Source organism: Blastococcus colisei, assembly GCF_006717095.1.
Lineage (GTDB): Bacteria > Actinomycetota > Actinomycetes > Mycobacteriales > Geodermatophilaceae > Blastococcus_B > Blastococcus_B colisei.
Window position 1 is genome coordinate 504732 of sequence record NZ_VFQE01000001.1, and the last position, 23149, is coordinate 527880.

Annotated in this window: 23 protein-coding genes, 4 tRNA genes and 1 pseudogene; 11 read left to right on the forward strand and 17 right to left on the reverse strand. The window is 72.2% G+C overall.

Going from position 1 to position 23149, the window contains the following annotated elements; translation table 11 throughout:
• Positions 1–6: 6 nt before the first annotated feature.
• Complete coding sequence (locus FHU33_RS02335; protein ID WP_142023900.1) at positions 7–993, forward strand: phosphotriesterase family protein; 987 nt, start codon at positions 7–9, stop codon at positions 991–993.
• Positions 993–2501 (forward strand): class I adenylate-forming enzyme family protein, encoded by a 1509-nt coding sequence (locus FHU33_RS02340; RefSeq protein ID WP_142023901.1) that lies wholly within the window; start codon positions 993–995, stop codon positions 2499–2501. The genes FHU33_RS02335 and FHU33_RS02340 overlap by 1 nt, the downstream gene beginning before the upstream one ends.
• 47 nt (positions 2502–2548) lie before the next feature.
• Here the strand turns inward: FHU33_RS02340 and FHU33_RS02345 are convergent, their stop codons facing one another.
• Positions 2549–2761 carry a hypothetical protein gene (locus tag FHU33_RS02345; protein WP_142023902.1) on the reverse strand — a complete coding sequence of 71 codons (213 nt, stop codon included), beginning with the start codon at positions 2759–2761 and terminating at the stop codon, positions 2549–2551.
• Between the two features lie 244 nt (positions 2762–3005).
• On the opposite strand from FHU33_RS02345, the gene FHU33_RS02350 reads away from it, so the two are divergent.
• Both FHU33_RS02350 and FHU33_RS02355 read left to right on the forward strand, forming a co-directional pair.
• Positions 3006–3719 (forward strand): phosphodiesterase, encoded by a 714-nt coding sequence (locus tag FHU33_RS02350; RefSeq protein WP_211354979.1) that lies wholly within the window; start codon positions 3006–3008, stop codon positions 3717–3719.
• Positions 3720–4017: 298 nt separating this feature from the next.
• A complete protein-coding gene (locus FHU33_RS02355) occupies positions 4018–5007 on the forward strand; it encodes a glycosyltransferase family 4 protein (protein ID WP_142023903.1) in 990 nt (329 codons plus the stop codon).
• 90 nt (positions 5008–5097) lie between these two features.
• On the opposite strand, the gene FHU33_RS02360 is transcribed toward FHU33_RS02355, so the two are convergent.
• The 6 genes from FHU33_RS02360 to FHU33_RS02385 all read right to left on the reverse strand — a co-directional run bounded on the left by FHU33_RS02360 (position 5098) and on the right by FHU33_RS02385 (position 7875).
• A tRNA-Phe gene (locus FHU33_RS02360) sits at positions 5098–5171 on the reverse strand.
• A gap of 23 nt (positions 5172–5194) precedes the next feature.
• Positions 5195–5268: transfer RNA gene (locus tag FHU33_RS02365), tRNA-Asp, on the reverse strand.
• A 14-nt stretch (positions 5269–5282) separates the two neighbouring features.
• A tRNA-Glu gene (locus tag FHU33_RS02370) sits at positions 5283–5355 on the reverse strand.
• A gap of 105 nt (positions 5356–5460) precedes the next feature.
• Positions 5461–5790, reverse strand: a complete 330-nt coding sequence (locus FHU33_RS02375; protein ID WP_142023904.1) for a hypothetical protein — start codon at positions 5788–5790, stop codon at positions 5461–5463.
• A gap of 23 nt (positions 5791–5813) precedes the next feature.
• Positions 5814–7337 carry a metallophosphoesterase gene (locus FHU33_RS02380; protein ID WP_142023905.1) on the reverse strand — a complete coding sequence of 508 codons (1524 nt, stop codon included), beginning with the start codon at positions 7335–7337 and terminating at the stop codon, positions 5814–5816.
• Positions 7338–7347: 10 nt separating this feature from the next.
• Complete coding sequence (locus FHU33_RS02385) at positions 7348–7875, reverse strand: GtrA family protein (RefSeq protein ID WP_246063221.1); 528 nt, start codon at positions 7873–7875, stop codon at positions 7348–7350.
• Between the two features lie 165 nt (positions 7876–8040).
• Here FHU33_RS02385 and FHU33_RS02390 point away from each other — a divergent pair, with 165 nt between their 5' ends.
• Entirely contained in the window at positions 8041–8922 is an 882-nt protein-coding gene (locus FHU33_RS02390) for a Rieske (2Fe-2S) protein (protein WP_142023907.1), read from the forward strand.
• Between the two features lie 29 nt (positions 8923–8951).
• Positions 8952–9797: a hypothetical protein gene (locus FHU33_RS02395; protein ID WP_142023908.1), complete on the forward strand. Its 846-nt coding sequence runs from the start codon at positions 8952–8954 to the stop codon at positions 9795–9797.
• A 391-nt stretch (positions 9798–10188) separates the two neighbouring features.
• Here the strand turns inward: FHU33_RS02395 and FHU33_RS02400 are convergent, their stop codons facing one another.
• On the reverse strand, positions 10189–11085 hold the full coding sequence (locus tag FHU33_RS02400) for a LysR family transcriptional regulator ArgP (protein WP_142023909.1): 897 nt from the start codon (positions 11083–11085) through the stop codon (positions 10189–10191).
• Positions 11086–11156: 71 nt separating this feature from the next.
• Here FHU33_RS02400 and FHU33_RS02405 point away from each other — a divergent pair, with 71 nt between their 5' ends.
• A complete protein-coding gene (locus FHU33_RS02405; protein ID WP_142023910.1) occupies positions 11157–11789 on the forward strand; it encodes a LysE/ArgO family amino acid transporter in 633 nt (210 codons plus the stop codon).
• Positions 11790–11889: 100 nt separating this feature from the next.
• Here FHU33_RS02405 and FHU33_RS02410 read toward each other — a convergent pair whose 3' ends face one another.
• Both FHU33_RS02410 and FHU33_RS02415 read right to left on the reverse strand, forming a co-directional pair.
• Positions 11890–12324 carry a cytotoxic translational repressor of toxin-antitoxin stability system gene (locus tag FHU33_RS02410; RefSeq protein ID WP_142023911.1) on the reverse strand — a complete coding sequence of 145 codons (435 nt, stop codon included), beginning with the start codon at positions 12322–12324 and terminating at the stop codon, positions 11890–11892.
• The gene (locus tag FHU33_RS02415; protein WP_142023912.1) at positions 12321–12773 is read right to left on the reverse strand and encodes a prevent-host-death protein; all 453 of its coding nucleotides are present in this window, start codon (positions 12771–12773) and stop codon (positions 12321–12323) included. The genes FHU33_RS02410 and FHU33_RS02415 overlap by 4 nt, the downstream gene beginning before the upstream one ends.
• A 123-nt stretch (positions 12774–12896) precedes the next feature.
• Between FHU33_RS02415 and FHU33_RS02420 the strand changes: the two genes are divergently transcribed.
• Positions 12897–13226: a hypothetical protein gene (locus FHU33_RS02420; protein ID WP_142023913.1), complete on the forward strand. Its 330-nt coding sequence runs from the start codon at positions 12897–12899 to the stop codon at positions 13224–13226.
• Between the two features lie 231 nt (positions 13227–13457).
• Positions 13458–13530, forward strand: a tRNA-Lys gene (locus FHU33_RS02425).
• Between the two features lie 203 nt (positions 13531–13733).
• Here FHU33_RS02425 and FHU33_RS26435 read toward each other — a convergent pair.
• The 3 genes and pseudogenes from FHU33_RS26435 to FHU33_RS02445 all read right to left on the reverse strand — a co-directional run.
• A pseudogene (locus FHU33_RS26435) lies at positions 13734–14792 on the reverse strand (tyrosine-type recombinase/integrase); the annotation flags it as partial.
• Between the two features lie 239 nt (positions 14793–15031).
• Complete coding sequence (locus FHU33_RS02440) at positions 15032–15589, reverse strand: RES domain-containing protein (protein ID WP_113810717.1); 558 nt, start codon at positions 15587–15589, stop codon at positions 15032–15034.
• A gap of 3 nt (positions 15590–15592) precedes the next feature.
• Positions 15593–15991, reverse strand: coding sequence for an antitoxin Xre/MbcA/ParS toxin-binding domain-containing protein (locus FHU33_RS02445; RefSeq protein ID WP_113810716.1), 399 nt, complete (start codon positions 15989–15991; stop codon positions 15593–15595).
• A 161-nt stretch (positions 15992–16152) separates the two neighbouring features.
• Here FHU33_RS02445 and FHU33_RS02450 point away from each other — a divergent pair, with 161 nt between their 5' ends.
• Entirely contained in the window at positions 16153–17379 is a 1227-nt protein-coding gene (locus FHU33_RS02450) for a hypothetical protein (protein ID WP_142023914.1), read from the forward strand.
• Positions 17380–17741: 362 nt separating this feature from the next.
• Here FHU33_RS02450 and FHU33_RS02460 read toward each other — a convergent pair whose 3' ends face one another.
• Together FHU33_RS02460 and FHU33_RS02465 are read right to left on the reverse strand one after the other, a co-directional pair.
• On the reverse strand, positions 17742–18401 hold the full coding sequence (locus FHU33_RS02460; RefSeq protein ID WP_113810714.1) for a hypothetical protein: 660 nt from the start codon (positions 18399–18401) through the stop codon (positions 17742–17744).
• A 178-nt stretch (positions 18402–18579) separates the two neighbouring features.
• Positions 18580–18789, reverse strand: a complete 210-nt coding sequence (locus tag FHU33_RS02465) for a helix-turn-helix transcriptional regulator (RefSeq protein ID WP_113810713.1) — start codon at positions 18787–18789, stop codon at positions 18580–18582.
• A gap of 958 nt (positions 18790–19747) precedes the next feature.
• Here FHU33_RS02465 and FHU33_RS02470 point away from each other — a divergent pair.
• Entirely contained in the window at positions 19748–20833 is a 1086-nt protein-coding gene (locus FHU33_RS02470) for an ArdC-like ssDNA-binding domain-containing protein (protein WP_113810712.1), read from the forward strand.
• Between the two features lie 468 nt (positions 20834–21301).
• On the opposite strand, the gene FHU33_RS02480 is transcribed toward FHU33_RS02470, so the two are convergent.
• Entirely contained in the window at positions 21302–21778 is a 477-nt protein-coding gene (locus tag FHU33_RS02480; protein ID WP_142023915.1) for a universal stress protein, read from the reverse strand.
• Positions 21775–22839 carry a TerC family protein gene (locus FHU33_RS02485; RefSeq protein ID WP_142023916.1) on the reverse strand — a complete coding sequence of 355 codons (1065 nt, stop codon included), beginning with the start codon at positions 22837–22839 and terminating at the stop codon, positions 21775–21777. The genes FHU33_RS02480 and FHU33_RS02485 overlap by 4 nt, the downstream gene beginning before the upstream one ends.
• Positions 22840–23149 lie beyond the last annotated feature (310 nt).

Sequence of the window (23149 nt, forward strand, 5' to 3'; positions counted from 1 at the left end):
AACGCCATGCCGCAGGTCCAGACCGTGAAGGGCCCTGTCGACACCGCAGAGCTCGGCCAGACGCTCATGCACGAGCACGTGTTCGTGCTCAACGCCGACGTCCAGCAGAACTACCCGGAGGAATGGGGGAGCGAGGACGACCGGGTCGCCGACGCCGTGCAGAAGTTGAACCGGCTCGCCGGGGTCGGCGTCCGCACCATCGTCGACCCGACGGTGATCGGGTTGGGCCGCTACATCCCGCGCATCCAGCGGATCGCCGAGCAGGTCGACCTCAACATCGTCGTGGCCACCGGCTGCTACACCTACGACGACGTCCCGTTCTTCTTCCACTACCGTGGGCCGGCCCTCAACGAGGCCGTCGGTGCCGAGGTGCCCGACCCGATGGTCGACATGTTCGTCGGCGACATCGAGAACGGCATCGCGGGCACGGGCGTGCGGGCCGGCTTCCTCAAGTGCGCCATCGACCACCAGGGCATGACCGCCGGTGTGGAACGGGTGATGCGCGCCGTCGCCAAGGCCCACCGCCGCACCGGCGTCCCGATCACCGTGCACACCCACCCCGGCAGCCGGCAGGGGCTCGCGGTGCAGAAGGTCCTCGATGACGAGGGCGTCGACCCACGGCGCGTCGTCCTGGGCCACAGCGGGGACACGACGGACGTGGACCACCTCAGCGAGCTGGCCGACGCCGGGTTCATCCTCGGCATGGACCGGTTCGGCATCAACCTGGACACCACGTTCGAGGCCCGTGCCGACACGGTCGTCGAGATGTGCCGGCGCGGCTACGCGGACCGCATGGTGCTCTCGCAGGACGCCTCCTGCTACATCGACTGGCTGGCGCCGGGCGTCATGGACCTGCTGCCGCAGTGGCACTACACGCACATCCACGAGGAGGTGCTTCCCTACCTGCGCGAGCACGGGGTCAGCGACGAGCAGATCGAGACCATGCTCGTGACCAACCCGCGGAGCTACTTCGAGAACGTCGGGACGTACTGATGGTCCTTCGACCCTTCGACGAGACCGGTGTCGAGCGCGATGCGGCCGGGATCAAGCGCTACACGGAGCTGCCCGACTCCGTCGTCGCCATGCTCCGGACGTCGGTGGAGCGCGATCCCGACGCCGAGGCGGTGGTCGAGGTGGACGGCCCCCGCCTCACCTACCGGGAGCTGTGGGACGCCGCCGCCCGGGTCGCCGGCGGGCTGCGCGCGAGCGGCGTCGGGCGTGGCGACCGGGTGGCCATCCGGCTGGGCAACGGGATCGAGTGGGTGCTGGGTTTCCTCGGCACGCTCATGGCCGGCGGCGTCGCCGTACCCGTGAACACCCGGTTCACCGACGCAGAGGCGCAGTACGTCGTCGATGACAGCGGCGCCCGGGTGGTGCTGCGGCCCGGCGCGGCGCTGCCCGACGGCGAGCCCTACGCGGCCGAGGACCTGCGGAGGCAGGACCTGGCCGCGATCTTCTACACCTCCGGGACGACGGGTTTCCCCAAGGGGGCGATGACCAGCCACGAGAACTTCCTGACCAACTCGGAGAACGCCCGGCGGGTGGTCGGCCTGCCTGGGCACGACCCGTCGCTGCGCAACCTCATCTCGGTGCCGCTGTTCCACGTGACCGGATGCAACAGCCAGCTGCTCCCGACCCTCGAGGGTGGCGCTGCGGCAGTCATCATGCCGGTCTTCGACGTCGGGCGGTTCCTGCGCGTCATCCCCGAGGAACGGATCGCCATCGTCACGACGGTTCCCGCGATCTTCTGGCTGGCGATCAGTCAGGAGCAGTTCGCGGACGTGGACGTCAGCGGCGTGCGATTCGCCACCTACGGTGGGGCGCCGATCGCGCCGGAGCTCGTGCAGCAGATCAAGCGCAGCTTCCCGGCTGCCCGCGTAGGGAACGGCTTCGGCCTGTCGGAGACCTCCTCGATCTCCACGTTCCTCCCGCACGAGTACGCCGACACCCATGCCGACTCCGTCGGCTTCCCGGCCCCGGTCGTCGACCTCGACCTGACCGACGTCGACACGACCACGGGCGTCGGCGAGCTGCTGATCCGTGGCGCCCAGGTCGTGCAGGGCTACTGGAACAAGCCGGAGGCGACCGAGCAGGCGTTCGCGGAGGGCTGGCTGCGCACCGGCGACCTGGCCCGCATCGACGACGACGGATTCACCTACATCGTCGACCGGGCGAAGGACATGATCAACCGGGGCGGGGAGAATGTGTACTGCGTCGAGGTCGAGAACGCCCTGGCCGCGGCGCCCGGCGTCTTCGAGATCGCGGTCGTCGGCGTGCCCGACCCGATGATGGGGGAGAAGGTCGGCGCGGTCGTGGTGCCCACGCCCGGCACCGAGTTCGACGTCGAGGTGTTCCTCGCCCACGCCCGCGAGCACCTGGCCGACTTCAAGGTGCCGCAGTTCGTGGCGGTGCGCCCGGGCGCCCTGCCGCGCAATCCGGGCGGCAAGGTGCTCAAGCCGGTGCTGCGCAGGGAGACCGACTGGAGTCCGGTGCAGCGGTGACCGGGCCGTCCCGGCGGCGCGCGCTCGCAGCCGCCGGGACGCCGGGGTCAGCGGACCGCGGGGATCTCGTTGGTCGTGGTGGCCGGGAGCGACGCCCACGCGTCGGGGTGGGGCCGGCCGGCGTCGACGACCCAGGACGGCGTCGGCGAGGGCACGCCGGCCGCGCGGGTCTGCGGCCTGGCGCTGAGGCTCACGATCAGGGCGAGGAGCACGAGCAGTCCGACAAGGACACCGCCGATGACCAGGAGCGTGGAGAGCATGAGGAGAAGGTATGCGGGGGACCGATCCGTGTCATGCGACCCGCTCCAGCAGATATCACCGAAGATAAGCGCAGGATTGCTCATCATTCGCCGCTTGACGGCGCAGCTCTGACGTCGGTTTCGGCACATGCCGACATCTCGCTCCTGGGCCAGGTCGCCGCCGGTACCGGCGGGCCGAGCGGTGGGGACTGCGCGGCGACCGCGCTCGGTGTCGTACCGCCGCGACCCGGGGTAGGACCGCCGGATGCGGACCGGAGCACGGCTGGGGGCGACGGTGGCCCGGGGGGCCGGCCGGCTGGTGGCGGTGCCCCTCGGGGCGATCGCCCGGTGGCGGGACGGCAAGCCGATGCACCCGCGGGGCGCGGTCTTCGACGCCGTCCTGGAGCGGCAGGGCGGCCCCGTCGAGTGGGGCGTCCCCTGGCTGGACGCATCGGGGACCGACGCCGCGGTCGCGCGGCTCTCGCGCGGCGCGGGTCTGCCGGAGCCGCTGCCGGACGTCCTGGGGCTGGCCGTCCGGGTGTCGGGGGACGCCGGCCCGATCGACCTCCTGCTGAGCACCACCGGCACGGGGCCGATCACCCGGTTGCTGCCCGTCCTGCGGCGGAACACCGCGGCGGTCCACTCCTCGATCATGGGTTACCGCTCCGACGCCGGGACCCTGCGCCTGGCCGCGTTCCCCGAGGCCGAGCAGTTGCCGTCCGAACCCCGCGCGCTCGCCCGCGAGGTGGCCCGGAACGGCGTGCGGTTCAGCGTCGCCGCCGCCCGTGGCCTCGGGCCCTGGCAGCCGTTCGCCCGGCTCACGCTGACCGCGCCGCTGCCCTCCCTCGATCCGGACGTCCGCTTCGACGCCGTCCAGAACCCACCGCCGGGCCTGGTGCCCGACGGGCCGATGGCCCGGTTCCGGGCCCCCGCCTACGCCCGGGCCCGCGCGGCGCGCGGCCCCACGCCGGAGAGCTGAGGGCGGTGCCGGCGTCGTGCCGCGCTCGCGGGCGGCTGCGGCCGGCCGTTCCCGCGCCCCGGCGCTGACCCGAACGCGGTCACCCGGTCACCCGATGGGGTTGCCCACGGGTTGGCCCACGAAGGCGGTGGGTAGGGCGGACCAGACCGGCTCGAACATCCTGGCCGGGCGCTGAGACCGTCGAGCAGCACGCCGTGCTGTCGCAGTGCTCGACCACACGAGGAGCCGGACGAACCCTGTGATGCCCGCCGACCCCCCTGAAACCAGGGGGTCGCTCCACCGGGGCGGCCCCGTCCGCGTGGCGACGATCCCGTTCGCCGACCCCTACGTCGACGCCGTGCTCCCACCCGACGTCCTCCGGGTCGGCCCCTCGGGCGAGGTCAGCCCCTGGCTGGATCACGCGTACCTCGCCGCACACGCCGCGGAGATCGACGTCCTGCACCTGCACACCGGGCCGGCAAGCTCGACGGCTGCGGCCGTCGAGTGCTGGGCCGAGACCGTCCGGCGACTCGGGGTCCCGCTGGTGGTCACCGTGCACGGGCTCGGTGCCCGGGCCGGGGACGGCGGCTGTCCCGGGAACCCGGCGATGGACGCGCACCTCGAGGCGGTGCTGTCGACGGCCGAGGTGGTCTTCACGCTCACTCCGGGCGCGGCCGACGAGATCGCCGAGCGGTACGGCCGCACGGCCATCGTGGTCGCGCACCCCGCGGTCGCCGCCCCGGATCCGGACGTGGGTGCCGAGCGAGGGCTGGTGGGCCTGCGGCTGGGGCGGGTCTCGGCCGCCGTCCCCGATCCGGGGGCACTGGTCCGCGCCACGCTGTCCGGAGCCGTCTCGGGGGGCGGAAGGCTCCGGGTGCTCGTCGACGCCGCGGACGAACCGTGGGCCGGGAGCGAGGCGCGCAAGCTGGCGGCCCGCGGGGAGCTGGAACTCCTCGTCCACCCGAGCAGCGAGTGGCCGGCGCAGTTGCAGCAGCTGCACGTGGCGGTGCTGCCCGAACCGTGCGGCCACCACTCCCGCGACCTGGAGATCTGCCGGGACGTCGGGACCCGCGTCGTCGCCCCCGGTTGCGGATGGTTCGCCGACCAGTGGTCCGACGTCGTGTCCTACGGCAGCCACGAGCAGGGCCGTCTGGACCCCGTCTCGCTCGCCGCCGCCATCGGCGCGGCGCTGATCCGCCCGATGCCACGTCCGGCCGACTGCGACTGGCGGGAGGAGCAGCGCGCCGCGGTGCGCCAGGTGCACGCCGACGTCTACGCCCAGGTGGCGGGGGACCGCAGCTGGGTCTGAGGAAGGATCTTGTCCGCCTCCTCCTCGCACGCTCGGAGTGAGCCTCGGGAGGGGGCCGGACCCGGGTCGGGCCGCAGATGTGATGGTGTGTGGGCAGGGGCGGGGTCGAACCGCCGACCTCTCGCTTTTCAGGCGAGCGCTCGTACCGACTGAGCTACCTGCCCCTCCCGGTGTCTCCACCGGAGAGCGACCCTGACGGGACTCGAACCCGCGACCTCCGCCGTGACAGGGCGGCGCGCTAACCAACTGCGCTACAGGGCCTTGCTGGTCGTGCGTGCCCCCAACGGGGTTCGAACCCGTGCTACCGCCTTGAAAGGGCGGCGTCCTGGACCACTAGACGATGGGGGCTCGTAGTTCGCCGGGGGCGGAGGAAACAATACATGGCCCTCCGGGCCGCCCGTCGCGGGGTCCGTGCGCGCCTTCCTCCGGAGCGCCTGCGGGGCTGCGTGACCGTCAGCCGAGGGAGGCGGTCAGCTCCACGGAGTCGCCGGTCACGCTGGAGCACTCCAGCTCGAGCGGGCCGGCGACGACCGACTCGCCCTCGCCGCAGGAGACGCTGGCGCCACCCACGCTCAGCGAGGCCCGACCGTCCTGGACGCCGCCGAACGTCAGCGTGGTGCCGAGGATGTCCGCCTCCGCGCCGTCGCCGGCCAGCGTGACCGTGCACGAGCTGGTCGAGCAGCTGACCCCGTTGGCGGTGAAGGAGCAGGCGGACAGCGGCAGCAGCAGCGCTCCGGCAAGGAGCGTGGCGGCAGCGCGGGAGGCCGCCGAGGTCGAAGACATGCCCCGAGGGTAGGTGGACGCCGTCACTCCATCGGGGATGCGGGCGTGAGGATGCCGTCGGGGAGTGTGGCGCCCTCCGTGGTCGGGACGTCGTCTGCCGGCGCGAGGCTGCCCTCGTCCACCGCCGGCAGGGTGTGCCGCTGGATCCTCACCTCGGTCTCGCCCAGGCCGCCGAGGACGATCTCGTCGTAGGCCTGCAGTCGGCCGGTCTCCGCGTCCAGGTAGAGCACGGTGCACGTCAGCGGCTCGGGGAACTCGCCCTGCAGGCCGCGGAGGCCGGCGCCGCCGGTGGAGCCCTGCACCATGAGCAGGGTCCCGTCCTCCATCTCGGTGACTTCCCGATCGTGGGTGTGGCCTGCCAGGACCACCGGGACGGCACCGTCGAGAGGGCCGGCCTGCCTGGGGTCGTGGACCATGGCGATGGCCGGTGGGTCCGGCAGCTCCTCGATGACCTCCACGAGCGCCTCGCCGGAGCGGACGAGCACGTCCTCGCCGGCCTCGTCGTCTCCGGTGCTCTTGTCGGGGGTGAACCGGGGGTCGGGGATCCCGGCCACCTCGATGCCTGCGACGGTGACGGTCGAGCCGGCCAGCACGGTCGCATCGGGTTGCTCGGCGATGAGCGCGGCGGTGGCCGCCGAGTCGTGGTTGCCGCGGATGTAGACGTAGGGCACGCCGAGGGAGCCCACGGAGGTGATGAGCTGGTTCTCCGGCTCGCTGCCCCAGTCGGTGATGTCGCCGGTGTCGAGCACGCCGTCAACCGCGAACTGGTCGACCACCTGCTCCATGAGGTCGAACCCGGCCGGGTTCAGGTGCAGGTCGGACACGTGCAGCAGGACGACGCTCTCGCCGTCGCCGCTGGGGACCGGCAGCGAGGAGAGGGCGGAGTAGAGGGTGCCGACGTTGCCGACGATGTCCTCGAGCGAGGCCCGGTAGGCGTCGAAGCGGGCGACGATGTCCTCGGCGCTGCCGATCAGGCTGGTGGCGTTGACCAGCAGGCCGGTGTAGGTCGGCTGGGAGAGCGCCTCGGGGCGCCAGGTCGCGGCGCCCAGGCCGCCCGTCCCGAGCAGGAGGACGGTGGTGATGCCGGCGGCGATCAGCGGTTCCCGACGGCGGCGGGTGATGACCAGGCTGGTCAGCGCCGCACCGGCGAGCGCGAGGCCCGCGGTGGTCCACACCAGCCGGACGATGGCGGACTGCAGGTCCTCGCTCACCCGGTCGACGACGCCGGCCAGCCGTACCGGGTCGTAGGCGAGCGCCTGGGCGCGGTCCTGGTCGACGGCCTGCAACGCGACGTCGAGCCGCAACGGGCCGTCGTAGACGTCGACGGCGATGGCGCCGAGCGGTGGGACGGCGACCGACGCGCCGCCACTGGCCGGCTGGAACGCCAGCGTGGCGTCGAAGGGTCCGATGGGGGCCGAGATCCGGCCGAAGACCAGCACCGCGATCAGGGCGCCGGCGAGGGCGGTGGCCACCCGCAGCGCCCATCGCCCGCCCACCCGGGCGCGTCCCGCCCAGGGGGAGGGCTCCACCTGGGTCGGTTCGCTCATCGCGCTCACACTACTGAGCCGCGACGGCTCCCGGGGGGCGGAAGATCCAGCGCAGGGCGATGAATCGGATCAGGCCGATGAAGCCGGTGACCGCGACGACGAGGCTGATCTGCACGAGGGGGTGCGCCGCGCCGACGCTCGCGTCGAGCCAGCCGAGCGCGACGCTGGTGGCGACCAGCCCGAAGAGCGAGACGCCGCCCGCCTCGACCTGGGCGGCCAGCCAGCCGACTCGCTCGTCGGCCCGGAAGGTGAGCCGGCGGTGCAGCTCGTTGGCGAGGACCGAGGAGACGACCGTGGCGACGACGTGCGCGGGCAGGTAGCCGTACCGCTCCAGACCGAGGAACAGCAGCGCGTACACCGCCGTCGAGGAGCCGCCGACGAGGACGAAACGGATGAACTGGCCGAGCGTGTCGTCGCGCCGGGCCTGCTCGGCGGCCGCGTGCGCCACCTCACCCACCTGGTGCGCGGGACCGTGCGAGGGGTCACCGACGACATCGGTGGCCCCAGGGCGGCGGCGCAGCAGGGAGGGGCAGGTCACGAGGATCCTCTCGAAGGATGTGGCGCGGGGACAAGGCTCCTCTTCGGCTCGGCCCTTGTCACGCCAGAACATGCCCGGTCACCCTGACGATTCCTTGTCGCTTCCGTCACGATCGGCTGATGGCCGCGGGCGTCGCCGGTGGATCGAGGGGGTAGGGGAGCGCTCATGAGCCTGATGGGGATCCTCGACCGGGTTGCCGACGTAGATGCCTTCGACAAGGTCATCGAACCCGCGCGGCGGGCGGTGAACGCGGCCCTGCGACCCCAGTCGGTCAAGGACCTGCTGCACGGCACGTGGCTGGGCCATGCCCTGCACCCTGTGCTGGTGCAGGTCCCGGTCGGCAGCTGGATCTCGGCCGGTCTGCTCGACGCGATCCCGCCGATGCGGCCGGCCGCGACGGTGCTGATCGGCACCGGCGTGGCCGCGGCCGTGCCCGCCTCGCTGTCCGGCGCGGCCGACTGGTCGGAGCAGGACACGGGGGTGCGGCGCCTGGGCGCGCTGCACGCGGTGGCCAACAGTGCCGCCCTGGGGCTCTACGTCGGTTCCCTCGTCGCCCGCGGCAAGGGCCGCGGCACGCTGGGCCGGGTGCTGTCCTACGCGGGGCTGGGCCTCGCCACCGGATCGGCGGCCATCGGAGGCCACATGTCCTACGCGCAGTCCTCGGGAGCCTCGCACTCCGCGACCGCGGCCCGGGCGCTCACCTCCGACTGGATCGACCTCGGCCCGCTCGACGACCTGCCCGAGGGGCGTCCGGCGCTGCGGACGGGCAAGGGCGGCAGCGTCGCCGTCCCCCTCGCCGCCGTCCGTCGCGGGACGAAGGTCGACGTCTTCATCGGCGCCTGCTCACACCTGGCCGGCCCGCTGTACGAGGGCGGGGTCGAGGACGTGCGGGGCCGGGAGTGCCTGGTGTGCCCGTGGCACGGCTCCGCCTTCGACCTGGACAGCGGCTCTCCCCGCCGCGGCCCGGCGGCCAACCCGCAGGAGAAGCTCGAGGTCCGGATGGAGGCCGGCCGGGTCATGGCCCGGCTGCCCGCGCGCAACCGGTAGCGCCCCGTCCACGTCCTACGCTGCGCCTCGTGAGGCGGACGGTGGTCGCACTGCTCGTGGTGGTGGCCGCAGGGTGCGGGACGACGGTCGATCCGGTCGAGCCGGCACGGACCGAGGATGCGGCCGCGCCGTCGGCCGAGCCCGTTCCCGGCCTGCAGGCCGAGGCGGTGCGGCTGCGCACCGACGAGGCGGTCGGCGGCCGGTTCCAGGTGCGCGTCACGAACACCGGGGACGAGGCGTTCACGGTGACCGCCGTGGCGCTCGACTCACCAGGGTTCACCGCCCTGCCGGCCGCGACGCGGACGACGGAGTTCGCGCCGGGGCGGGTGATCGATCTGCCGACGGCGTACGGCGAGCCGGTGTGCGATGCGGGTCCGGTGCCGGCCGCGGCGCAGTTGAGCGTCGCGCGCCCCGGTGGCGTGACGGAGTCGGTGCGCGTGCCGCTGGCGGCCGAGGCGCTCGTCCTCATCCACGAGGAGGAGTGCGCGGTCCGCGCCGTCGAGAAGGTCGTGCACGTCGCCGTGACCGGGCTCGTCGACGACGGCGACGCTCTCTCGGGTTCGTTGACGCTGACCCGGCAGGCGGGGAACGAGCCGGTCGTGGCGACGACGCTGTACCGCAGTGTGCTGGTCGACGTCGCGGCCGAGGGCCTGCCGCTGGAGCTCGCCGGGGACGAGCGGAGCGGAACGACGGCGGTGTCGTTCACCCCGGCCACGTGCGACCCGCACGTCCTGTCGGAGACCAAAAAGCCTTACGTCTTCCCGCTGACCGTGCAGGTGGGGGACGACGACCCGGTTCCGGTCGACCTGCCGCTGGACGAGGCGGCGCGCGACCAGCTCGCCGCGCTGGTGCAGCGGGTCTGTGCCGATGCGTGAGACGCCGCGGCAGGAGAAGCAGAAGCCGGCCCGGCCGCCCCGGGGGGAACGGGTCGGCCGGGCCGGGGTCGTATCCGCCGGGTCGTGCGCCGGCGGAAGATTCCGCAGCCGGGTGGCAGGCGACGTCGCCCGGCCACCCGACCGGAGCGGTGATGACCGTACGTAGTCGCCGACCGGCCGCGGCATCCCCCGAACGAGTGCAATGCGCGAGACGGTGGTGACGGAGCGCACACCATCGGCGGTTCGATCGAGCGCTGCCTGGGCACCGGGGAGCGGTGTTCTTCCTCTTCTCCAGCCGGCTGGGTTGTCTCGGGTCGCTGCTGCTGTCCGCCCTGCTGACCCTGGTCCTGCTGCTGGTGTTCGACGTCCTCTGATGCGTTCGCGGGTCTGGTCAGCCGCTGGACCCGGAGAGGTCGAGTTCGCGGCAGGCGGCGGCCAGCACAGCTTCCCGGACGCGGTCGAGGGTTGCCGAGCGCAGCTTCCACTGCTGCCAGTACAGGACGACGTGGACTGCGCCGGCCGGGTCCAGGTCGACCAGGTCGGTCGTCACTCCTCGCGCCTGGAGGTCGGGCACCATGCCCCAACCCAGGCCGAGGGCGATCGCGGCGACGAAGTCCGCCGAGGCCGGTACGTAGTGCACCGGCGGGGCGACGTCGCTGCCGGCCCGTGCGTGCAGGTAGCGGTGCTGCAGGTCGTCCTTGCGGTCGAAGACCACGACGGGGGACCGGGCCAGCGCCTCGGGCGTGGGGCCGGCGGGGAACCAGCGTCGCGCGAAGCCGGAAGTGGCCATGGGCCGGTAGCGCATGCCGCCCAGGCGGGTGGAGGTGCAACCGGGCACCGGCTGGGCCTCCGCGGTCACCGCCGCCATGACGGTTCCCGCGCGCAGCAGGGCGCCGGTGTGCTCCTGGTCTTCGCGGTACAGGTCGAAGCAGACATCTCCCGCCAGTGGCGCCAGGGCGGGCAGCACCCAGGTGGCCATCGAGTCGGCGTTCACCGCGATCGGCAGCGCGGGCACGCGCCCGGGCGAGGGATCACCCCCGAGCTCGCGGGCGACGTCGGCAGTCAGGAGATCGATCTGCCGGGCCGCGCGCAGCACCGCCTGCCCGGACTCGGTGACCTGCACCGGCCTGCTCCGCACCAGCAGGATCCGGCCGGTCGCCACTTCGAGGGCCCGCAACCGCTGGCTCACCGCCGACGGGGTGACGTGCAGTGCCCGGGCAGCGGCTTCCAGGGTGCCTTCGCGGACGGTGGCGTCCAACGCCCGTAGGTGGCCGAGGTCGAGCTCCATGAACAGCAACGCTAATGCTCGGTAAGAATCCTTAGCTGGACCGCCGATATGGCGCCTTCTAGCGTCGACGCGTGCTGACCTCTGCCGCGCTGCTCGCCGTCGCCTCGGGGCTCGTGCTGGGCCTGGGACTGATCGTCGCCATCGGCGCCCAGAACGCCTTCGTCCTGCGGCAGGGGCTGCGCCTCGAGCACGTGGCCGCCGTGGTGGCGGTGTGCGCCGTCTCCGACATCGTGCTGATCGCCGCAGGCGTGTTCGGCGCCGGCGCGGCCGTGTCGCGGGTGCCGTCGCTGATCCCGGTGGTGTGCTTCGCCGGGGCGGCGTTCCTGCTCGGCTACGGCGTCCTGGCCGCGCGACGGGCGTTGCGGCCCGGCGCCTTGTTGCCGGACGCCGGCGGCGCCCGGGCCGGGCTGGCGGTGACCGTCGGCACCTGTCTGGCGCTGACCTGGCTGAACCCGCACGTGTACCTGGACACGGTCGTGCTGCTGGGCTCGATGGCCTCGACCTATGGCGAGCACCGGTGGCAGTTCGCCGCCGGTGCGGCTCTCGGCAGCGCCGTCTGGTTCACCGGCCTCGGCTACGGCGCCCGCCTGCTCCGGCCGGTGTTCGCCCGTCCGGCGGCGTGGCGGATCCTCGACGGCGGCATCGCCGTCGTCATGGTGGCCCTTGCCGTCTCCCTGGCCGTCCGCGGCGCGAGCGGCGCCTGAGATCCGTGGCCCACCGCGCCCACCGGGGCCTCTGGTGCATGCAGAACATGCGGCGGCTGTGATCACACGGCAACCTTCGACTACCAGTCCCCGGTCGCAGCTACTCCTTCGGTCGTGACCAGTGAGCGGTCATGACCTCGACCGCCCGCTCGAGCGACATTCCGGCGACGTCGTCCTCCGGTACACCGGCAACGTGGATGAGCTGGTGCACCAGACTCGCCGGCAGCGCCTGCGCAGGAGGCTCGATCGTGGCGGCCCCACGGTCAGGTAGCTGCTTGTCGCGGAGGCACGCCCAGAACTCCGCCTCGGTGACGTCGAGCTGTTCCGTGAGGATGTGCTTCCACAGGCTGAGCACGTACGTGGTGTTGTCGGCTGGCCGAGAGATACGGGTGCGCAGGATCCGGCCGTCGGGCAACGTCAGCTCGTAGGTGATGTGGTGCTCAACTTTGCCACCCCGCGCGTTTCGGACCTCGTCCCAGCCCTCGGTCTTGCAGAAGCGGTTATGGTCGCGCCGGCTGGCCGCGCCGTCGCTCACGCGGAGACAAGCGCGCGGGCAGAGTCCTTGGCGGCGTCGGTGCGCCCGACCAGCCAGTCGCGCAGCTGGTCGTCGTTGGAGAGCTCAACGAGTTCGACGATGCTGCGGTGACCGGCGTGGTTTGGGGCGGCGTGCAAACGATCGTTCCAGTCCTCGGCGTACTCGCGAAGTCCGGCGATGAGGTCGTCGATGGCCGCGTCGAAGGAGTCGGCGTCGCCGTGCACTGGCACGCCGGGTACGAATGCGGCCCAGCCGCCACCTTCGGACACCACCACTGCCTGGGAGGGCAGTAGCCGCCGGAGCTCAGCGGCGCGAGCGTCGGCGGTCAGCACCACGAACAGTTCCTTGTCCCGGGCAACGGTGGTGACAACGCCTTCATGTGCGGCATCCAGGACCCAGCGCAGCTTCGAGCGAGCCTCGGTGAAGCTGTCGAAGTGGCGCAGAGCCATGCTGTCCTCCTCGGCCTGGGGCGTATCCCCATGGCCCTTGTCGGTCGTCCCGGGGCGTCTCCCCGGTCCTCACGGTGTCCCCATCGTTCCCTGCTGTCCGCCATTGACCACTGGCGTCTCAGTGTGTCCAAGTACATCAAGTACGTCAAGTACGCGCTTGTTCCACAGGGCTTGCAGCATGTGCACTACCTGAAAGGGGCGACCCGGCCTTCGGGCGGCAACGATCCACGGGGTGCCATAGGAAGGGCCGTGCTCCAGGACTGCGGGGCGAGGCGCTGTGAACAACGGGTGTCGTTTTTTGCCGCCACTCAGGATGTGCCGGCCGACTGGCATGGCCTTCGCGCCGCTCTTCACAGGGTGGCCTGGGTCGATGCACGAACGGCCGAGCTGCAGCCTCGTCAGCGCGCGGGTGTCGACCTCGGGCCGCGACTCCAGATCAGCTTGCCTGCCTGAACCCACCCGCCCGGGTGTCACATTGGCCGCCTCCAGAGACACACGCGAGAGTCGTCCGGGCGTCCGCCATCAGCGAGCTACCCGCCGCGGCGGTGGCCGGGCTGTCGCCTGCGGGCCCGCTTCCAAACGGATCGGCGCAGCGCTCGGCGGTAGCCTCACACCGGGGTGGCGAGGCCGCCGGAAGTCTCACGCGTTGTCTCGTGGGTTCTCTGGAGGGTTTCTGCACCCACCGGGCCTCTAGCTCAATTGGCAGAGCAGCGGACTTTTAATCCGCGGGTTGTGGGTTCGATCCCCACGGGGCCCACCGCGTTGACCTGGGCGTTTTCCCTTCGTCGGAGTCTCGGCTGCTGGCCGCGCCCACACGGCGCCCACACGCGCGTCCGTGGCTGCCCGCGCGGCGGCGTCCATCCGGTCGGCCAAAGCGGCTAGGTCGTCGTCGAACAGGCCCGAGTACACGTCCAGCGTCATGGCCGCCGAGGCGTGCCCGAGCATCCGCTGGACGCTCTTGACGGTCGCGCCGCTGGCGACGGCGAGAGAGGCGGCGGTGTGCCGGAGGTCGTGTGGGGTGACGTCGCTCAGCCCGGCCGTCCGGACCGCCGGATCGAAGACGGCCCGACGCCAGTTCCGCAGCCGCAGCACCGTGCCGCTGGCCGTGGTCCTCAGCAGGTCGTCGCCCTGCTTGCCCTCGCAGTGGCGGGCCAGCGACTCGGCGAGGGTCGCGGGCAGGGGCACGGTCCGCTGCTGATGGGTCTTCGGTGTGCCGAACTCCAGCCGCCCGCCGACTTCGGTGACCGCCTCGGCGATGGTGAGCCGGCGCCGGAGGAAGTCGACCCGTCGGACCCGCAGGGCGGCCATCTCGCCGAAGCGCAGTCCGGTGTAGGCGAGCAGCCGTATGACGTCCCCGTCCTCACCCGCCGCGTCGGCGAGCCGCTCGACCTCGTCATGGTTGAGGAACCTCGGCTCCTGCCGCGTCACTCGGGGCAGGGGTACGCGCTCGGCCGGGTTGCGGGGGATGCGCCCGTCGCGGACGGCGAGGCCCAGGAGGAGTGAGAAGACGCGGTGGGCCTGGCGGACCGTGCCCGGGGCGGATCCCTGCGTCAGCAGCTCAGCCACCCAGACGGCGACGTCGGCGTGGGTGACGTCGGCGAGCCGGTACCGACTCCACGACGGCAGGACGTGGGTCCGCAGGAGGTTCTCGTACCGGTAGAGGGTGCTCGGCTTGACCCCGGTCTGCGAGGACAGCCATCGATCGGACCACTCCTCGACGGTGATCCGGCCTCGGACTGGCGCCGTCCACGTTTGCGTGACCATGGCTGACGTAGCCTCATCCAGCCAGCGCTGCGCATCTACCTTCCGCGCAAAGCGCCTCTCGTGCTGACGGCCGCCTGGGTCGCGATACCGGGCGCGATAGCGGGTTGAGCCGTCGCTGAGCGTGATGCGGGTGATCGAGCCGTCCATGAGGACCTCCGTAGCGAGGTATGCGTCTCTCAGCGTGCCGGACGCCTCTGACAACGGGCCGCCCTCGTCATCCCGGACATGATTATGCCGCTCTCCCCTGAGCAGCATAGTTCGCGCAAACTCCCGTTCTGAGCTGCATGTATAGGCGTGAAGTGTCGTTGGTCGAGGACGGCGCGTTCTGGGTGTCTTGCGGACTTTCTGCGGACTATGTGCGGACCGAGATTGTGAGACAGTCCGCCCGTCAGCCCCGCGCCTGGTCTGGGGGGCGTGACCGCTGTGGCGCCGGGGCGGCGGCCTGGTCCACTACCGCGCAGGTCAGTCAGGAGCCCGGTGTGGGATGACTTGGGTCAGGCCTGCCTGGGCGGGACGGCGCGGAGCTGGCGTGGGTCGGCCGGCAGCGTGTTCCAGGTCTCCTCGGTGCGCACCACCGGCATCTCCCGCAGGGTGATCCGTTCCCGGAAGAGCGCGAGCGTCTCGCCCAGGCCGGTGGCCGAGGGGGCGAGGACGGCATGCAGCTCGAGCTGGTGGGCGGCGGCGGCGACGCGCTGGCAGGCGGCGTAGTCGTCGACCTCGGACCTCAGGTCGGCAGCGGAGAGTCCCACGGCGGCGACGTTGTGGGGGTTGGTGAGGTCGAGCACCGCGTCGACATCCACGGTGACGGTATAGAAGCGGCGCGGCTGCACAAGCTCGACGGGGATCCCGTAGGCCTCGACCAGGTGCCTGTAGGCCTCGGCGGTGACTGACGTCGGTGGACGGCCGAGGTAGATGACGGGAAACGTCTCTCCCCAGCGTCCCTGGTCGCCGCCGGCGAAGGCGTCGCGGTTGACCGCCGCGTGTCGGTAGAAGGTGCCGTGCACGCTGATCGGTGGCACGGCCGCGACGCGTTCGGCGATGGAGCGCTGCACGCCTTACCGAACCTTCGACCCGCCGGCGAGGCGCTGCACCAGTCGCAGCACGGTCTCGAAGTCGCCTGCCTTCAGTACGTCGATCGGGCGGCGGTCGCCTAGGGCGCGTTGTCGGGCGTGCAGCCAGATGTCGATGCCTTCGGGCTTGTAGACGTCGGAGAGCTCTGCGATGACGTACTGCAGCTCCAGCAGCCGGTCGCGCTTGGTGCCCTCGGGCCGCGCGGCGCCGGCGGCCCATTTCTGCACTGCGCGCTCTCCGGCGCCGACGATCTCCCCGATCTCGGCGAGGGTGAGCGCGCGGCGCGTGTCGGCCACGACATGGCGGTAGACGGGGGAGTCTCCGGCCGGGTCGTGCGACGCAGGCTGGGACGCCGCCGCCGCGGCGGTGCGGGTCGGGCTCATCTGACTGGTCTCCTTCTGAGGCAGCGCCGATCGGTCCGTTCGGCCTGCGAGGTAGACGCTATACATCCTCACCGTTCGCCGCTAGGTACATCGTCAAGTTCGTGCTAAGGTTCACCCCGCAAGCGTCACAGTTCGGTAACTCTGTGGTAGGAGACTCACCGATGGATCTGTTGATCAGGGCCGGTCGCGGTGACCACCTGCTCGTCAAGGATCTGTGCGCCCCGGCCGCCAGCGGACTGTGGCCCCTGCGGGAGCTGCCGCTCACCGGGGTGGTTGCCGATGCGCAGGTGGCGATGGAGCGGCCGGGCCTCCGGGAGACTGCGGATGCAGCCGGGGTGCCGTTCTTGGTCGACCCGCTCACCCCGCTGCTGGCCGATCAGCAGTCGCCGAGCAATGGCTGGGCGCGACTGCCGTACGCCACCGCAGACAAGCTGACCCCGGCAGACCTCGGCCACCACGAACTGCAGGACGAACTGGTCGACCAGGTAATCGGCTTCCAGCGCGAGCAGGGCGCTACGGTGCTCATTCCGCCCTACGTCTACGTCGACCGGCGAAACAGCGCCTGGCTGGAGGTCAACCGCAGCCTGTTGATCCGGACCGCCCGCTATCTGGAGCGCGAAGACATCGACCTGCCCGTCGCGCCGGTCTTCGCCGCGTCCCTGCACCAGTTCGGCCCCCAGTCCACCTGGCCGGCCGGGCTGGACCCGTTCCTCGCTACCGCTGATGAGATGAACACCCGCTACGTGGCGCTGTCGATGTCCTGGTCCAAGCAGCGGACCGCCAGCTACGACGCCATCGCCACGCTGATGACCGCCACCCAGCACGCCGCCGCCGGACGGCGGGTGCTGTCCTGGCGCCAAGGCCTCTACGGTGCAGCCCTTACCGGCGTGGGAGCCGCCGGCTACGAGACCGGTCCCGGGCACGGCGAGGCCGGCCACTTTCCCCAGTTGCTGGCCCGCAGGCGTCCCAGCGACAAGCCCCGCACGGGCGGCGGCGAGGCCAACGTGTACTTCACCGCCTTCGGCCGCAGCCTCGACCGCAGCCATGGCCAGAAGCTGCTCGAGAACCGGCTGCTACGGGCCACGCTGGTCTGCCCGGAGAGCTCCTGCTGCCCGGACGGCGCCAGCAGCATGATAAACAGCTGGCGCGAGCACGCCGTGCGCGCACGCCACCGCGAACTGTCCGAGATCGACCGCATGCCCGCCTCGCCCAGCTGGCGACTCAACAAGATCTCCCGGGATGCCGAGCAAGCCGCACTGTCCACCCGAGCGGGGAACGACGTCCTCGCCGAGGCGGGAATCGGCTGGCGGCTGCCCACCGACACCTACCGGCATCTCTCGGACGTGGCCGCCGACATCCGCGCCAACCTCGGCCGGCGAGTGGCGTGACCAGGACGGGCGGTCACCGTCGACTCCGGCGCCGGGCAGGGTGAGCGCGTACTCGTAGCGGCCGTCCGGGGCGAGCAGCCGGCCGCACCGTGGTGGCCGGGACTGGGTGGGCGCCAGGGCGCTTAGCAGGCGCTGGACAGCGGCGAGGGCGACCCGGTTGGCCAGTGGCGCCGGCAATCGCAGCGGCTCGGTCTCGGTGCCCGGATCCTGCTGGTCGTCGTCCTCCCACGTGCCCAGGCGCAGCAGGATCTCTTCCAGGGCGCGCAGCGGGGCCAGCGGCTCGCCGTCGAGGTCGACGACGAGCGGGATGCGCCGCCCTTGACGGGATTTGCTCGTTCGGTCCGGGCTGGCCGGTCGGCTGCTCAGCCACGGGGGGACCACCGCTCGGCCGCCGACCGGCCGGTCAGGCCGGTGACCCGGCCGATGTCGGCCCACGAGGCCCCGGCCGCGACGGCGGCGCGCACCGCCTCGTCCAGCGCGCGGGCGGCGGCGGCCTGCCCGGCGGCGGCCGCCTCGACGTCCTCGAGGGCTTGCCATCCGGCGATGTGCCGGCGCCACTCGGCGATGACCTGCGTCTCGTCGGCGGCCTCCAGGTCGGCCCACGGACCGGCAACGACCAGCTGCCGCGCCGCCGGGTCGGCCAGCTCCCATGCGGTCACGCGGGCCCAGGGGATGCCGCGCCAGCCACAGGTGCAGCCGGCGACCCAGCCGACCACCTCCGCGTCCGGACGCCACTGGTCGGCCTCCTCGATCACCTCGCAGTGCACCGGGTCGCCGGCGTCGGCGGGCATGATCCCGTCATCGCCGATGACCGTGCCGTCGGACCAGACGCCCTCGGCGGTGGCACCGTTGCGGTAGGTCAGCCGGACCCGGTCGCCGTCGCAGGGCCCGTCGTCGGGCCGGCGGGCGATCAGCACCCCGCGGGCGCTGGTGGTGCCGGCGCCTTGCGCGCCGTCGGCGAACAGCGGCACCACCCAGCCCTCGTGCTCCTGGCCGCCCACGACCGGGCCCATCCATCCCATCGCTGCTCCTCTCGGTGATGCGAGCGTCGCCGTTCCGGCGCCGCCGGAGCCTGTCCCGGCCGGCTTCTGTGCACGGCCGTCGTCGTCCACAGACAGGGCTGGCCACACGGCCGCACCGTCTGCCGGGAGTCCGACGCGGCTTCGCGCCCCGCCCAGCCGCCCTCCGCCGGGCGCGGGGCTATCGGCGGGGGGACTGGTCAGCTTGTGCGTCGATCCAGGCGCGCAGGTCGACGCGGCGGTAGAGGACGCGCCGGCCGAGCCGGAAGCTGTTCGGGCCGGTGCCGAGGTGTCGCCAGTACCGGAGAGTGGCCACCGGCGCGCGCAGCACGTCGGCGGCCTCGGTGATGGTCAGCAGCTCCGGCTCGTGGCCGGCGGTGGGGTCGGGCATGGCTGGCTCCCCGGAAGTCGTCGGTGGCGGTGCCTTCACCACAGAAGGCGCCATTTCGGGCCCGCTGGTGACACCTCACAGCCAGCCTTTTCTGACGGGCTCCGGTTCTTCCCCTGTACGGCCACCGGTGGGGGGCACCTGCTAGCGACGGAGACCGGCCGGTGGACAGCCTCCCGGTACTACGGCCGGGTTCGGCCCCGTCCCGATCAGGGGGTCTCCCCGGACCGCCTCCTGTTCGTCTCCGGTTGATCCCCGGTTGTCGCTCCGCGGCCCTGTCCCTGACCGGCCTGCGCCGCCCGCGCTTGGGAACCACGTTCTGCGGATGGCCTTCCTCCGGTTCTCCTCCTGTTGTCCTGCAGCCAGCCGGTGCAGGCCCGGGCATCGGGACGCTCCCGCGCAACCGGTCCCTGTGGACGATGGCTCCTGTCCACAACATCGGGACCGACACCATCGGGCGGGCGCTGGCCTGGCCACGCTCGACTCATGGCGCACGACACCGCACCCGGGGCCCGGCGGGACGGCAGTGCCCGTGGCCGGTCCCTCTGGTCTCTCCGCGACGTGTCGGGTGATGGGGCTCGCTGACCGGTGGGCGCGCCGTCGCCGTCGTCGCGCCGGGGCCGGTGGGGTGGGCCAGGAGCACACATCGGGCCACGCTGCGCGCGGCGCCGGCTGCGCCGTCGTCACCGTCCGCCTGCGGCGGGCTGTCCTTGCTGGTCCCCCGACCCGTCCGGCAGCTCAGCGTAAGGGCCTCCCGCGCCGTCTCCTCCCGACCGGACCAAGATCCTTCCGCCCTTCGGGCGCTGCGCTGCGGAAGCAGTCTTGGTCCGGTCGTCCCCCGCCGTCGCTCCCGGCCCCTGAGCAGAGCTCTGTGCCGGACGGGCCGGGGGAATGGGTGGCAGGACACCTGTTCCGCAGTCCCTTCCGTACCGGCTTCGGCTCCAGTTCCGGGAGGGTCCAGATGACCAGCACCAACAGCACAACCAGTAGCAGCCGCACCGGCAAGGACGAGCGGGGTAGGCGCGCCCGCCTCAGCGAGCCGCAACGGGAAGCCGCCGACGCCGCGCGCGCAGCGAAGATCGCCGCCCTGCACGACCAGATCGGCGAGCAGGTCGAGCAGCTGACCGCCGATCCGCAGTGGCGGGCGATGCTCGATGCCGCCGCGAAGTTCCACACCTACAGCCTCAACAACCAGATGCTGATCGAGCTGCAGGCCGCGCGGCTGGGCATCAGCCCGACCCGGGTTGCCGGGTTCGGCACCTGGAAGGCGCTGGGCCGCAGCGTGGTCAAGGGGTCCACCGGGCTCGCGGTCCTGGCGCCGTGCACCTACACCCCCAAGAACACCGACCCCGGCCAGGCGGCACCCGCCGCCGCGACGGCGACGGGCACGGCGAGGGAGCCGGCCGGCGGGGACGCCGACCAGCGTGCCGGGGCGCGGGTGCTGCGCGGGTTCCGGGTCGCGCACGTCTTCGACATCTCCCAGACCGACGGCGACCCGCTGCCCGACATCGTCCCCGAGCTGCTCACCGGTGACGCCCCCGCCGCCCTGTGGGACGCGCTGGCCACCCAGGTCGCCGGCCACGGCTACACGCTCGTCCGCGAGGCCTGCGAGCAGGCCAACGGCCTCACCGACCCGGCCGCCCGCACCGTCCGCGTGCGCCCGGACGTCCCCGAGGCGCAGGCGGTCAAGACCCTCGCTCACGAACTGGCGCACATCGAGTGCGGGCACACCGCCGACGACTTCGACTACCGGGGGTGCCGCGGGCGGGCCGAGGCCGAAGCCGGGTCGATCGCCTACATCGTCACCGCCTGGGCCGGGCTGGACGCCGGCGCCTACACCGTCCCCTACGTCGCCGCCTGGTCAGCCGGGGACACCGACATCGTCCGCGCCGCCGCCGCGACGGTGACCGCCGCCGCCCGCCGCATCCTCGACCACCTCGACGGCGCCGAGAGCACCGAGAACGCCGCACGGGGGACGGGGACGCCGCCCCGCCAGCCGGACCGGCCGGGCCGACCGCCGGTGCCCGCGTCTCTTGCCACCACCTGAGCGGGGAGAGCGCGACATGGCCGCCACCAGCACCCCACCGAGAGCACCGCCACCCCACAGAAACATCGAAGGAGAACCCACGATGACCACGACAGTTGCCGCCCTGACCACCGGCCGGGAGAGTAAAGGTGGCCAAGTCGACAGGGCTGGCCCGGAAGCGGGTCGCCAAGGCAGCCGTGGTCCCCCGGCTGGACGGCGACCCGCCGCAGTCGCCGTTGCCGGGCCGCCCCTGGACCAGGCCGCCGCCGCCCTCGTCGCGGCAGCGGCGGAGGGGCCGGGCGGTTCCCCCCATGCCCTGACCCGCGCCAAGCAGGCGAGGCAGGAAGCGGAGAAGGCCGCCGCGCTCCTTGCTGAGCTGACCGCTGCCGTTGACCCGATGACTAGGTCGACGCCCTGCCGAAGGGCCCATGCGGCCGCCGCGGCGGGGAGCCACGTTCGCCGCAGGGCCTCGGTAGCCTGCGTGGCGGGTCAGCGGGGAACATGCTCCCCGACGCCCTCGGACGGCGACGGCGCAGGCTGGCCGCTCGCCGCTAGCCCGGTGACCGGGTCGAGCAGAACCAACCCTCGGGTGCCCGTCCGGCCCGCGGCGCGGGGGCCGCAGACGACGACCTCGGCGCCGGCCCGTCGCGCGGCTCGCAGTGCCGCGGTGAGGGCCGGCGTCCGGGCACGGACTGGGCGGTAGGTGACCACGTGCGCGGGCGCCGGCCGCCCGCCGAGGGCGGGGGTGATCCGGCCGAGCACCGCTGCCGCATCGCGCTCGCGGCGCCGGCGTGCGACCTCGTGCAGCGCTGGGTCCAGAGACAGCCCGGTACCAGGCAGAGGGACGAGGAGCAGAAGGGGCCGGTCCCAGTCGCGCGCCAGGCGGACGGCGTGTCGAACGGCGCGTACCGCCTCCAGATCGTCGGTGACGACCGCGGCCACCGGCCCCGGGATGGCCCGTGTCACCTCCGCCGCCTGGCGTCCGGCTCGCGCTCGGTGTCCCCAGGCGCCTGCCGCTGCGACGCACGACCCCAGACCGGCTGGAGCGCGGCGATCTCCTCGTCGGTCGCGACGCGGAACGGGGGCGTGACCGGTGCCTGGAACGCCTTCCGCCCCTGTCCGCGGGTGGCCCGGAGACTCAGGTAGATCGAGATCCCGATGATCGTGGTGATCACGGCGAGGCTGATGGTGGTCGGGATGTAGAAGAGGTCGACCTTGAGCATCATCTTGATGCCGACCCAGATCAGCACCAGGGCCAGGCCGATCTTCAGGTAGATGAAGCGGTGGATGAGGTCGGCGAGCAGGAAGTACATCGCCCGCAGTCCCAGGATGGCGAACGCGTTGGCGGTGAAGACGAGGAACGGCTCGTCGGTGACCGCGAAGATCGCCGGGATCGAGTCGACGGCGAAGATGACGTCGGTGATCTCGACCAGGACCAGCACCGCCAGCAGCGGGGTGGCCATCAGGAGGCCGTTGCGGCGGATGAGGAAGCGCTGCCCGTGGTAGGCGTCGGTGGTCGGGACGTAGCGGCGGAACAGCCGCAGCGCCTTCGACTTCTCCGGGTCGAGGTGCTCGTTGCGCTGGCGGATCATCTTGTACCCGGTCCACAGTAGGAACGCGGCGAAGATGTAGAGGATCCAGCTGAAGCTGGCGATGAGCACCGACCCGCCGGCGATGAAGATGCCGCGGAAGATCAGCGCGCCGAGGACCCCGAAGAACAGCACTCGGTGCTGGTACTCCCGGGGAACGGCGAAGTAGGTGAAGATGATCGCCCAGACGAAGACGTTGTCGACCGCCAGCGATTTCTCGATCACATAGCCGGCGAAGTACTGCTGGCCGAACTCGGCGCCGTAGGCGGACCAGATATAGGCCCCGAACGCGAGCCCGATGGCCACCCAGATCGCCGACCACACCGCGGCCTCGCGCACGCCGATGACGTGGGCTTTGCGATGCGCGAACAGGTCCACGGCGAGCATGGCGACGATGCCGCCGAGCACGGCCAACCACAACCACAACGGGACATCCATGCGGAGACTCCTGCCTCGGTCGGTACTGCTGACCTGAGGTCTCTCCCGGCACCTCGGCGCGGTCGCCGGGCGCCCGCTACGCCGAGTCCCTCCGGCGGGACCGTACTGACGGCAGAAGCGTCGCTGGGGATACTCCCCTCCTGCACACGAGTGAAGCACACTTCAGCTATCGACGTCGAGGGACCACGGCGAAGGGGGAACACATGCCTGAGGACCGCCGTCGGTCCTGGACGTTCCTGACCAACCACGGCCACGTGCTGCTAGCTGTGATGACCAGGCACGTTGGTCGAGGACCTGCGATCACAGCGTC